Source organism: uncultured Sphingomonas sp. (genome assembly GCF_913778135.1).
Taxonomy (GTDB): Bacteria; Pseudomonadota; Alphaproteobacteria; order Sphingomonadales; family Sphingomonadaceae; genus Sphingomonas.
This window is the reverse complement of sequence record NZ_CAJYVU010000043.1, coordinates 1-11,578: the sequence shown is the minus strand read 5'-3', so window position 1 is coordinate 11,578 and position 11,578 is coordinate 1. Positions and strand designations below refer to the sequence as shown.

Sequence of the window (11,578 nt, the reverse complement as noted above, 5' to 3'; positions counted from 1 at the left end):
CCTTCGCTCTCGTCCTCGATCTGCAGCAGCACTGCGTCGCGTGATCCGGTCTTCAGCGTGACCGACACCGGTGTCCCGGCACGACCATATTTCATCGCGTTGCCGATCAGATTGTGAAGCAATTGCGACAATTGGACGCGGTCGCCCGCGACGTGGGGAACGTCGGGTGCGAGTTGCAGCACCACGTCCTCGCCACGCGCGCCGCGGCTATGGCGCAGCGCCTCGTGCACCTCGATCGCGAGTACCGCGAGATCAACCGTGGTGGACGGTAGGCGGAACTTTTCCGCCTCAATCCGCGACAGGCTCATCAGATCCTCGACGAGTCGCTCCATGCGGGTCGCCTCGTCGAATACGATGCCCAAGAACCGACGCCGGATCGCAGGGTCCTCGCCTGCCTCATCGCTCAGTGTCTCGACGTAGCCCAAGATAGAGGAAAGCGGCGTGCGCAGTTCGTGGCTGGCGTTGGCGACGAAGTCGACACGCATCCGCTCGGCCGCATGCTGTCCGGTCTGATCGAGCAGGTGGACGATCTGCGTTCCCGGCGCGGTCTCGGTCGCGCGCATCTGCCAGCGCCGGTCCTGCGCACCCAGCCCGACGAGCTCGATCGGTGCGTCGCCGCGGTCGGCCGGCGACATCGTCAGGTAGTCGCTCGCCGCCGGGTGGCGGATCGCGGTACGGACGTCCTCGCCGATGATATGCTGCCCCAGCAGCAAACGGGCAGGGCCGTTCGCGGCGATCACGCGGCCGTCTCGTACCATGACGACGGGATCGAGGATCGCCTCCAGCACCGGCGCGAGTTCGAGCGAGCTCTCACTCTCAGCACCGGCTTCGATGTCGGCAAGGTCGTTGTCGCCAATACTGCGCGCGATCACGGTCGCGGTCGCCCCGCCGACCAGCGCAATCAGCGCAAGCTGTACGTCGCGCGAATAGGCAAAGACGATCGCGGCGGTGACGACCGCGATCGTGCCGGCGAGCCAGGTGCGGAGCGCAAAGCCTTCGATCACACGCTGCTGACTAGCCGCTTCCCGGCGCGCGGCAAGAGGCAGGTGGTTGCGATGCATGCGACATGGTTAACGTGCCCGGATGGCACGCCCGCAAGGTCGCGCTCCTCGCTGTCTTGCCGCCACATTAGTAATGTGGAAGGGCAAACGCGCGCAGAAGAGGCCGATGGACGACGACACCACCTCCAATACCGACGATCAGGCAGGTCGTACGACGCGACGCCGCGCGCTGATGCTCGGCGCGGTTGGTGCTGCTTCTGTGGTGTCGATCAGGCCCGCGCTGGCGCAGGCTGCGGGATCGGTGCTGATGTGCGACATTCCGGTGCCCGACGCCGGGCGCGCAGGTGGCTATATCAACAAGGACGGCGAGGTCGTGGCGGCTGGAACAACAGGCGCCTACGCGCCGCCGGGCCGGCCCTTGAAGGGCGAGGAGGTACGCCGCGCGCTTGTCAGCGGATCGAACCTGCCGGGCTACGATTACGATCGCAGTCGTGCCTATCTGAAATACGTGCAGCGACTGCAGCGGGGCAATGCGGGGTTCACCTGCTTCGCCTCGGTCCAGATGCTGCGGAAGTAATCGCTTGTCCGCGACGCGCTACAGCGCGCCGCCTGCCGACGCGCTGCTGATCCACCCGCTGGACGAGCTCTACGCACTCTATCATCGTGCGTCAGGCATGACGCACCTGCTCGCCTCGCCAGCGCCCGAACTGCTTGAGCTGCTGGCGAAGCGTTCGCTGACGCGGGACGAAGTGCTTCAGGCGCTGACCGAACAATTCGATGTCGCAGATGCTGACCACGATCTGCTCACTGCACGACTGGAGGAATTGATCGCGGTCGGGTTGGTGCACATCACGTGAAGCACGTTACGGCGATCCGTGTCGGTCCGGTCGGTTTTCGCGTCGGCAGCGACTTCGCCGCGCCGATCGAGGCACTACGCACACTCTATGCCGATTATCCGACGCCGGAGATCGCGCACTTCTCCGTTCGCTTGCCCGCGACCGCGCCGTGGCGACGCCTGGTTCGCCCAGCGGTGAGAATCGAGGGCGATTACATGCTGCCCGACACCGCGCCGCTGCCCCTGGTGCACGGGCTGCTCGCGGCCGAGATGGCGATGAACCTGCAGGTCGCACTCGGCCACCGCCGCCACCTGCTGCTGCATGCCTCGTGTGTCGAGCGCGACGGGCGCGCACTGTTGATGACGGGCGAGTCGGGATCGGGAAAGTCGACGCTCGCGACGCTGCTCGGCACGCGTGGTTGGCGCTTCATGGGCGACGAGTTCGTGCTGATCGATCCCGAGAACGGTGCGGCACACGCCTTTCCCCGAGCAGTCAGCCTCAAGAACCAGGCGATCGGCGTGGTCGAGCGTGCGTGCCCGGACGCGCGCTTCGGTCCGCGGCTGCTCGGGACCCCAAAGGGCGATATCCAGCATCTCGTGCCACCCGCCGACGCAATCGCGCGCATGGACGAGCCGGCGCAACCGGCACTGTTGCTGTTCCCGACCTTCGGCCCGGCGCGCGAGGTACGATCGGTCGGCGCGGCGGAGGCGTTCGTTCGCCTGACGCAGGCATCGACCAATTATACCGCGCTGGGGGAGCGCGGCTTTCGCGCGCTGACCAGATTGGTCGATCAGGTGCCTGCGCGCGCGATCGACTATCCCGACAGCGAAGCCGCTATCGAGCAGGTGGAAGAGCTGTGGAGGGGGCTGTGAACCCCGCACGGCTGCTCGCCCGCGTCCTTGCGAAGCCGGAACGCGCGATCGAACTAAATGCGGCGGCGTGGAACGCGATCATCTGCGTCGCCCGCGCCGAGAACCTGATCGGGACGCTGGCATTGCGGCTCGACCATGCCGCGGTACCGCCGGTCGTCGCCGAAGTCCTGCGCGATGCTCGTCAGGACGCGACCGAGCAGCGGCGCACGGCATTGTGGGAGGCGGAGATGATGCGCCACGTGCTGTCGCCGCTCGGCGTGCCGCTCGTGCTGTTGAAGGGAACCGCGTTTGTCGCGGGCGGATTGTCGGCGGGCCAGGGACGCCATATCGGCGATCTCGACCTGCTGGTACGCCGCGGCGACTTGTCCGTAGTCGAGCGGGCGTTGCTCGGTGCCGGCTGGGACTGGGCCAAGCCCGACGCCTATGACGATGATTATTATCGTCGCTGGATGCACGAGCTGCCGCCGTTGCTCCACCGCGACCGCGACCGGATGATCGACGTTCACCACACGATCCTGCCGCCGACCGCGCGCCCGACGCCCGACGCCGATGCGCTGATCGCCGGCGCGGTGCCGCTGGCGAACGGGCTGAGCATCCTCGCGCCGGCCGACATGGTGATCCACGCTGCACTTCACCTCTTCGGCGACGGCGACCTGGCAGGCGGGCTGCGCAACCTGTGGGATATCGACCGATTGCTGCGCGAGTTCGCGGAAGAGGACAGCGATTTCTGGCTGAAGCTGCACGCGCGAGCCGCGGAGCATCAGGCCGCTCCCTTCGTCGCGCGCGCAGTGCGGCTGAGCGCGCGCTTGTTCGACACACCAGTGCCCGCAGCATGGCAAAGGGAGCGCGTGGGCGACTACCTGTACGAGCGGCGGTTGCTATCGCGCGACGTCTGGGCGCGAGAAATCCGTCCTGCGACGCGGTTGGCCTTTTATGTCCGCTCGCACTGGATCCGAATGCCGCCGCTGCTGCTCGCGCGGCATCTGCTGATCAAGGCGCGACGCCGCGTCGGCTCCGCACAACTGCGATGATCGCCAGCACGACAATGATGATGAAGGTATCGGCGATCCAGTCCATGACGTCGCAGTCGCGGTGCAGCGCGGGGATCGACTGGAACACCTCAACCAGCGCGCCGAGGAACGACAGCCGCTCGCCGATACGCAGCAGCGGCGTCGCGGGATAAGCGAGCGCGTAGAGGATCGTCAGCGTACCGAAGGCAGTCATGTGCTGGTACTTGTCGTTGACGTCGCCGACGCTTGGCGGATGCGGCAGCAGCGCCATCGTGACGGCGAACAGCGTCGCCGCGACAAGCAGGATGCGCCAGACGATGGGCGCGCGAAGAAAGATCATAGCCGCTCCAGCATGGCGACGAGTTGGTCGTAGTGATCGATCACGCCGTCCGCGCCCAGCCGGTCGACGCCCTCGAGCGTGAACCCGCCGCGGTAGATCAGCGCCGGGATACCCGCGGCATGCGCCGCCGAAACATCGTAGATCGAGTCGCCGACGAACGCCGCTCGGCCTCTACCGCAGCGTTCGATCATCGACAGGATCGGTGCGGGCGAGGGCTTGGCCATGCCGTCACCCAACGTGTCGCCGCCGATGACAATGGCGAAGCGGTTCGTGAGACCAAGTTGATCGAGTAGCGGATGCGTGAACCGCTCCAGCTTGTTGGTGACGATCCCCAGCGTAACGCCGCGCGTGGCAAGCGCGTCGAGTGCGTCGACGACACCCGGGTAAGGTACGGAGTCAACGCAGATGTTGGCGGCGTAGTATTCGAGCAGCACGTCGTGCAACGGTTCGAGTTCGTCCGGATCGCATCCTCCGGTCGCTTCGAGCGCCTGCGCCAGCATGCGGCGCGCGCCGCCGCCGACCATCGTGATGATCCGGGCCACCGGCAGGGTCGGTCGTCCCGCGGCGCCGAGCGCGTGGTTTACCGCCGCGGCAAGATCGCGCGACGTGTCGACCAGCGTGCCGTCGAGGTCGAACCCGACGATGGAAGGAAGAGAGGTCATCGCCGCGCCCGTGCCCGCGCCCGCTCGCCAAGGCAAGCGGGCTCGCCTGCGATGACTCCTTACGATGGCGTCGGCAGCCGCTGGCAATTGATCGCGCACGGTGGCAGGGCGCACGCCATGAGCCAGCCGCCTCTCGCCTCAACGCCGCTTGCCGTCGTCATCCTTGCCGCGGGCAAGGGCACGCGCATGAAGTCCGACCTTCACAAGGTGCTGCACCCGCTCGCGGGCAAGCCGATGCTGCTGCACCTGATCGATACCGTCCAGCAACTGACGCCGGAGCGGACGGTGGTCGTCGTCGGTGCGGGACGCGAGCAGGTCGAGGCAGCGGTCACCCCGCGCGGTGCGGCCATTGCGCAGCAGGTCGAGCAGCTCGGCACCGGACACGCGGTTGCGCAGGCGGAAGCCGCGCTGAATGGCTTCGATGGCGACGTGCTGATCCTCTACGGTGACGTGCCGCTGGTCGGCGCGGCAACGATGCAGCGCATGCTCGAGCGGCTGCACGGGGCGGACGCACCCGCCGCCGTCGTGCTCGGCTTCCGTCCCGCCGATGCCGCCGCTTACGGCCGCGTCCTCACCGAGGCGGGTAGCGACCGGATCGCCCGCATGGTCGAGTTCAAGGACGCGAACGCCGCCGAGCGCGCCGAAACCTTGTGCAATTCCGGGCTGATGGCCGTCGCTTCGCGTGACTTGTTCGCACTACTCGCGCGCGTCGGCAACGACAATGCCGCGGGTGAATATTACCTGCCCGACATCGTCATGCTGGCACGCGAGGACGGCCGCGTCACCGCTGTGATCGAGACGGTCGAGGCCGAGGTCGCAGGCGTCAACAGCCGCGCCGAACTGGCATCGGTCGAGGCGGCGTGGCAGGCCGCGCGTCGAGCCCGCGCGATGGCGGACGGCGCAACGCTGATCGCGCCCGAGGCGGTGTGGTTCGCGCACGATACGACGTTGGGGCGCGATGTCGTGATCGAGCCGAACGTCTTCTTCGGCCCCGGCGTGAGCGTCGCCGACGGCGCGACGATCCGCGCCTTCTGCCATCTGGAAGGCGCACAGATCGCTTCAGGCGTCGAGGTCGGCCCCTACGCGCGTCTGCGGCCCGGCGCAGTGCTGGAGGAGGGCGCGAAGGTCGGCAACTTCGTCGAGGTCAAGAAAACGCGGCTCGGGCGCGGCGCCAAGGCCAACCACCTGACGTACCTCGGCGATGCCGAGGTAGGCGCGGGCGCGAACGTCGGCGCGGGCACGATTACGTGCAATTACGACGGCTTCTTCAAGTACAAAACGGTGATCGGCGATGGCGCGTTCATCGGCTCCAACTCGGCGCTGGTCGCACCCGTCACGATCGGCGACGGCGCGATTGTCGCGGCAGGCTCGGTACTGACCCGCGACGTCGAGGCGGGGGCTCTGGCGCTCGTGCGACCCGAGCAGGTCAGCAAGCCGGGCTGGGCAACGCGCTTTCGCGAAAAGATGCGCGCGCGCAAGGCTGCCCGCGCACGCACGTGACGGCATGTTCACGTCGCGGCAAGCGGGCAGTTGCGTGATCATGCTATCGGTGACTAGGTCGTGACCACGGCCACCGGGCAGCAGCAACCGCGTCCGGAATTCCAATGGGGTAGAGTATATGTGTGGCATCGTCGGCATCGTGGGGCGGGACGACGTGGCGGACCGGCTGCTCGATGGCTTGAAGCGGCTCGAGTATCGCGGTTACGACTCGGCAGGCATCGCCACCGACCATGACGGCGCGATCGAGCGTCGGCGCGCGTCGGGCAAGTTGGTCAATCTGGCACGCGAACTCGCCGAGCATCCGCTGCCCGGGCAAACCGGCATCGCGCACACGCGCTGGGCGACGCACGGCGGTCCGACGACCAACAACGCGCACCCGCACGCGACCAACGAGGTCGCCGTCGTCCACAACGGCATCATCGAGAACTTCAAGCCGTTGCGCGAGGAGCTGATCGCGCGCGGTCGCGTCTTCACCAGCGAGACCGACACCGAAGTCGTCGCGCATTTGGTCAGCGAGCAGGTCGAGGCCGGGCTTGATCCGCAGAGCGCCGTCCGCGCCGTTCTGCCGCGGCTGCACGGCGCCTTTGCGCTCGCGATCCTGTTCCGCCGCCACCCCGACCTGCTGATCGGCGCGCGGCTCGGCTCGCCGCTGGTCGTCGGGCACGGCGACGGCGAAACCTATCTCGGCTCCGACGCGCTCGCGCTCGCCCCGCTGACGCAGCGGATCGCGTATCTGGAGGAGGGCGACTGGGTCGTCTGCACGCGCGAGGGCGCGCAGGTGTTCGACCGCGACAACAATGCGGTCGAGCGCGCGGTCACGATCTCGGGGGTGACGGGCGAGCTCATCTCCAAGGGCAATCACCGTCACTATATGCTCAAGGAGATCTACGAGCAGCCGATCGTCGTCGCGCAGACGCTGCGCTCGTACCTGCAGCGCATGGACGAGACGATCACGCTGCCGATCCCGGAGTTCGAGCTGTCGGGGATCAAGCGCGTCACGATCGTCGCGTGCGGCACCAGCTTCTACGCCGGAATGGTCGCGAAATACTGGTTCGAGCAGTTCGCGCGCGTGCCGGTCGACTTGGATGTCGCGAGCGAGTTCCGCTACCGTGCGCCGGTCATGGAGGCGGGTGGCCTCGCCTTGTTCATCAGTCAGTCGGGAGAGACGGCCGATACGCTCGCGGCGCTGCGTCACGCGCGCAGCGAAGGGCAGACGATTGCGGTCGTCTGCAACGTGCCGACCAGCTCGATGGCGCGCGAGGCCGACCTGCTGTTGCCGACCCACGCCGGGCCGGAGATCGGTGTCGCCTCGACCAAGGCGTTCACCTGCCAGCTGGCGGTGCTCGCCGCACTCGCCGCCAATCTGGCGCGCGCGAAGGGACAGCTAAAGCCTGGCGAGGAACGCCAGATCGTCCGCCACCTGGGCGAGGCACCCGCCGCGATCAACGCCGCGCTCGCCTATGACGAGGCGATCGAGGCGATGGCAGGGGTAGTAGCGGCGGCGCGCGACGTGCTCTACCTTGGCCGCGGCACCGATTACCCGCTCGCGCTCGAAGGCGCACTGAAGCTGAAGGAAATCAGCTACATCCACGCCGAAGGTTACGCCGCGGGTGAGATGAAGCACGGTCCGATCGCGCTGATCGACGATGCGGTGCCGGTCGTGGTGATCGCGCCGTCAGGACCGCTGTTCGACAAGACGGTCAGCAACATGCAAGAAGTGCAGGCACGCGGCGGACGTGTGGTGCTGATCAGCGACTATGACGGCATCCAGGCGGCGGGCGAGGGCTGCGTCGCGACCATCACCATGCCCAAGGTTCACCCGCTGATTGCGCCGCTCGTCTACGCGGTGCCGATTCAGCTGCTCGCCTACCACGTGGCGGTCGCCAAGGGGACAGATGTCGATCAGCCGCGCAATCTGGCGAAGAGCGTCACCGTCGAGTAAATTTGGGGCGGGTTGCCGGGAACGGCGATCCGCATCACGCCGCGGTGGCGATCGGCTCTCCTAGCGATGCGCCATGTGCGTGGGCGTCGATCGCGGCCACGATCTGCGGCAGCACCTCTGGCGGCAGCGTGTGGCCCATGCCGTCGATCTCTAGCAAGCGTGCGCCGGGGATGGCACGCGCGGTCTCTCTCCCGCCTGCGACCGGCACCAGCGGATCGTCACTGCCGTGAATGACGAGCGTCGGCGCGGTGATGCGCGCGAGCCGGCTGCTGCGATCGCCATCGGCGATGATCGCCGCCATCTGCCGCACGAAGCCCGCCGGATGGCGGTTGCGCAGCGTCTCGCTGCGGATACGCTCGGCCAAGAACGCGTCCTCCATCGGAAAGCGTCCGCCGACGACGTTAGCCGCGAGCGTACCATGCGCGACGATCGCCTCCAGATCGTCGCCGCGCGGATGGCGCAGCAGCACCGCGGTCGCGCGCATTGTCGGGCGCGAACAATCCGACCGTCCCGTCGTCGACATGATCGAGGTGAGCGACAATGTGCGTTCGGGCCAGGAGGCGGCGACCAACTGAGCGATCATCCCGCCCATCGACGCGCCGACGATGTGCGCGGCCTCGATCCCCAGCGCGTCCATCAGCCCGATCGTGTCGGCGGCCATGTCCTGCAGCGTGTAGGGCACGGGCGGCGTGCGGCCGAACTGCTGTACCATCGCGGTCCACACGATGTTGGGCGTGCCCGCGTGATCGAACTTGGTCGACAGGCCCACGTCGCGATTGTCGAAGCGGATGACGCGAAAGCCGTGGGCGACCAAATCGTCGACCAGCTCGATCGGCCAGCGGACGAGCTGCGCGCCCAATCCCATGACGAGCACGATCGGCGGCGCATCACGGTCGCCGAAATCCTCGTACTCGATCGTGATGTCGTTTACCCGAACCTGCGCCAATTCTGCCTCCGCCGCGATGATGCGGTCTCTGTCATCAAAATGCAACGAACAGCGGCATGTTCCGGCGCTTTGCGCAGGGAACGGTGCGTGGTAGCCACGTGCTCGATGACCGATCGCCTGATCCTCGACGACTTCGTCCCCTTTCTGCTGTCGGTGACATCCAACCGCGTCAGCAATCGTATCGCTACCGCTTACGAGGTGCTGTTCGGGCTCAGCATTCCTGAGTGGCGGCTGATTACCGTGATTGCAGAGGGGCAGGCGACGACGCAGGCCGAGATCGGCGAGCGAACGCGGATGGACAAAGTAACGGTCAGCCGCGCGGCGATCGCGCTGACGCAGCGCGGACTTCTGGAACGCAGCCCCAACAGCCAGGACCGGCGCTCTCATCACCTGATGCTCAGCGCGGCCGGTCGGACGCTCTACGCCGAGGTGGCGCCGAAGGCGAAGGAACTGGAAGCGCATATCTTCTCGCGGTTCAGCACGGAAGAGATCGATCAGTTCACCGCCATGCTTCGCCGGATCGACGCCGCTGCCGGAGCGGGCGCATGAGCGATGCCGCGCTGATCGCCGCGCTCGAGCTGGGCGGAACCAAGTGCGTCGCCATGCTGGCGAGCGGGCCGGATGCGATCCTCGAGGAAGTCCGTGTGCCGACCACGCGGCCGGAGGAGACGCTGGCCGCGCTGGAGGCTGTACTGGATGGTTGGCGTGGCTTTGCCGCGATCGGCATCGGCAGTTTCGGACCGGTATCAATCGACCGTCAGTCGCGCGACTACGGTCAGATCACCTCGACGCCCAAGCCCGGCTGGGCGAACACGAGCGTCGCGCGTCGCTTTGCCGATCGCTACGACGTGCCGGTCGGCTTCCACACCGACGTCGTCGGCGCAGCGCTGGGCGAGGGGCGGTGGGGCGCAGGACGAGGCCTCGACGCACTCGCCTACGTGACGGTGGGCACCGGTATCGGCGCGGGCATGATCGCGCGGAGCCAGCCGGTTGACGGGCTGACGCACGCAGAACTCGGTCACATTCGTGTTCCGCGTCTGGCCGGCGACGATTGGAGCGGCGCGTGTCCGTTTCACGGGGCGTGCGTCGAGGGGCTCGCCTCGGGACCGGCGATCGCGTCGAGGACCGGCATGAAGGGCGAGGACCTTACCGCGGATCATCCCGCGTGGAACAGCGTCGTCGACGCGCTCGCCAATCTGATGGGGACGCTCGCGCTGACGGGCGTGCCGCGGCGTATCGTACTGGGCGGCGGCGTGATGGTCGGCAACCCGCACCTGCTGCCGCGGTTGCGGACGGCGACGAAGCTGACCCTCAACGGTTACGTCGCGCGGCCCGAGCTGGAGGATATGGACACCTTTATCGTGCCCGCGGCCCTCGGCGCGAACGCCGGACCGCTCGGCGCCGTCGTGCTGGGGCAGCAGGCGCTGGCGGAGCGCGACGCAACACCCTTTACGCGGGTTTAACCCTCCTCGCTTACCGTCTCGCGATGCGCGGCCCGGCTGGCCTGCGTGACGAAGAGGCAGTGACGCATGCGCATATTGATCGTGGACGACGAACCGGCGATGCACGACAGCTATCGGCGCAGCTTCGCGTCGGCGGCAAGCTCGCGCGACGATGCCTTGTCCGCGATGGCGGCGGACCTGTTCGGCGAGAACGCGGCGGAGGACGACGCCGACGCGGTCAGCTTCGATTGCGTCCATCACATGCAGGGACTGGACGCGGTCGCGGAGGTCGAGCGTTCGCGTGGCGGCGATCAACCGTTCGCGGTCGCTTTCGTCGACGTGCGGATGCCGCCGGGCCTCGACGGCAAGGAAACGGCGCGCCGCATCCGCGCGGCGGATCCTGATATCAACATCGTCATCGTGACCGGTTATTCCGACTTCTCGCCGGTCGAAATCAGCAAGGTGGCCGGACCGGCCGACAAGATCTTTTACATCGCCAAGCCGTTCGAGGTGGCCGAGATCGTCCAGACCGCGACCGCGCTAGCGCAGCGCTGGGAGGCGGACCGCGCGCTGAAGGTCGCGCGTGAGCAATTGTCGCGGCAGGTGATCCAACTGGAGGAACAGGCCGCCGAACTTGCCGCCAACGAGATGAAGGCGATCCACGTCGCCAATCACGATTCGCTGACCGAGGCGCCCAATCGGCTCGCTTTCCTGCGCGCACTGGGCGAGCGATCGAAGCAGCCGGGACGATTCGCCGTCGGAATGATCGACCTTGACCGCTTCAAGCTGGTCAACGACACGCTCGGGCATCTGGCGGGCGACGAGTTGATCCGCGCGATCTGCGCGATCCTGCAGGAAACGATCCCGGCGGGCGGGCTGGTCGCGCGACTGGGCGGAGACGAGTTCGGGCTGCTGTTCGAGGCGGCGGGCGAGCAGGCGGCTGAAATGGCGTGCACGCGCGTCGTCCACGCCTGCTCGGTCGAGTTGAAGGTGCTGGGCCATTCGGTTCAGGCTGCAGCGTCGGCAG

At 67.3% G+C, this 11,578-nt stretch carries 13 protein-coding genes; 9 read left to right on the top strand and 4 right to left on the bottom strand.

What is annotated here, in order from left to right:
• Window positions 1–1,004 (bottom strand): histidine kinase dimerization/phospho-acceptor domain-containing protein (locus QZ847_RS04465; protein WP_294353465.1); only part of this gene is annotated, 1,004 nt, incomplete at its 3' end.
• 163 nt (window positions 1,005–1,167) lie between these two features.
• Here QZ847_RS04465 and QZ847_RS04460 point away from each other — a divergent pair.
• Genes QZ847_RS04460 through QZ847_RS04445 form a run of 4 tightly spaced genes read left to right on the top strand, consistent with a single transcriptional unit; the run spans window position 1,168 to window position 3,740 of the window.
• Window positions 1,168–1,578 carry a hypothetical protein gene (locus QZ847_RS04460; RefSeq protein WP_294353462.1) on the top strand — a complete coding sequence of 137 codons (411 nt, stop codon included), beginning with the start codon at window positions 1,168–1,170 and terminating at the stop codon, window positions 1,576–1,578.
• A gap of 4 nt (window positions 1,579–1,582) precedes the next feature.
• Window positions 1,583–1,858: an HPr-rel-A system PqqD family peptide chaperone gene (locus QZ847_RS04455; protein WP_294353459.1), complete on the top strand. Its 276-nt coding sequence runs from the start codon at window positions 1,583–1,585 to the stop codon at window positions 1,856–1,858.
• Window positions 1,855–2,709 (top strand): HprK-related kinase A, encoded by an 855-nt coding sequence (locus QZ847_RS04450; RefSeq protein WP_294353457.1) that lies wholly within the window; start codon window positions 1,855–1,857, stop codon window positions 2,707–2,709. Before QZ847_RS04455 ends, QZ847_RS04450 begins: the two co-directional genes overlap by 4 nt.
• Window positions 2,706–3,740 (top strand): nucleotidyltransferase family protein, encoded by a 1,035-nt coding sequence (locus tag QZ847_RS04445; protein WP_294353452.1) that lies wholly within the window; start codon window positions 2,706–2,708, stop codon window positions 3,738–3,740. The genes QZ847_RS04450 and QZ847_RS04445 overlap by 4 nt, the downstream gene beginning before the upstream one ends.
• Here QZ847_RS04445 and QZ847_RS04440 read toward each other — a convergent pair.
• Both QZ847_RS04440 and QZ847_RS04435 read right to left on the bottom strand, forming a co-directional pair.
• Complete coding sequence (locus tag QZ847_RS04440) at window positions 3,700–4,059, bottom strand: hypothetical protein (RefSeq protein WP_294190906.1); 360 nt, start codon at window positions 4,057–4,059, stop codon at window positions 3,700–3,702. The genes QZ847_RS04445 and QZ847_RS04440 overlap by 41 nt on opposite strands.
• Window positions 4,056–4,721 (bottom strand): HAD-IA family hydrolase, encoded by a 666-nt coding sequence (locus QZ847_RS04435; RefSeq protein WP_294353449.1) that lies wholly within the window; start codon window positions 4,719–4,721, stop codon window positions 4,056–4,058. The genes QZ847_RS04440 and QZ847_RS04435 overlap by 4 nt, the downstream gene beginning before the upstream one ends.
• Window positions 4,722–4,838: 117 nt before the next feature.
• Here QZ847_RS04435 and glmU point away from each other — a divergent pair, with 117 nt between their 5' ends.
• Complete coding sequence (gene glmU / locus QZ847_RS04430; protein WP_294353446.1) at window positions 4,839–6,221, top strand: bifunctional UDP-N-acetylglucosamine diphosphorylase/glucosamine-1-phosphate N-acetyltransferase GlmU; 1,383 nt, start codon at window positions 4,839–4,841, stop codon at window positions 6,219–6,221.
• A gap of 118 nt (window positions 6,222–6,339) precedes the next feature.
• The gene (glmS, locus tag QZ847_RS04425) at window positions 6,340–8,163 is read left to right on the top strand and encodes a glutamine--fructose-6-phosphate transaminase (isomerizing) (protein ID WP_294353444.1); all 1,824 of its coding nucleotides are present in this window, start codon (window positions 6,340–6,342) and stop codon (window positions 8,161–8,163) included.
• Between the two features lie 34 nt (window positions 8,164–8,197).
• Here glmS and QZ847_RS04420 read toward each other — a convergent pair whose 3' ends face one another.
• A complete protein-coding gene (locus tag QZ847_RS04420) occupies window positions 8,198–9,154 on the bottom strand; it encodes an alpha/beta fold hydrolase (protein WP_294353441.1) in 957 nt (318 codons plus the stop codon).
• Between the two features lie 60 nt (window positions 9,155–9,214).
• Here QZ847_RS04420 and QZ847_RS04415 point away from each other — a divergent pair, with 60 nt between their 5' ends.
• The 3 genes from QZ847_RS04415 to QZ847_RS04405 all read left to right on the top strand — a co-directional run.
• A complete protein-coding gene (locus tag QZ847_RS04415) occupies window positions 9,215–9,658 on the top strand; it encodes a MarR family winged helix-turn-helix transcriptional regulator (RefSeq protein ID WP_294190908.1) in 444 nt (147 codons plus the stop codon).
• A complete protein-coding gene (locus QZ847_RS04410; protein WP_294353438.1) occupies window positions 9,655–10,572 on the top strand; it encodes an ROK family protein in 918 nt (305 codons plus the stop codon). Before QZ847_RS04415 ends, QZ847_RS04410 begins: the two co-directional genes overlap by 4 nt.
• 66 nt (window positions 10,573–10,638) lie before the next feature.
• Window positions 10,639–11,578 (top strand): diguanylate cyclase (locus tag QZ847_RS04405; protein ID WP_294353435.1); only part of this gene is annotated, 940 nt, incomplete at its 3' end.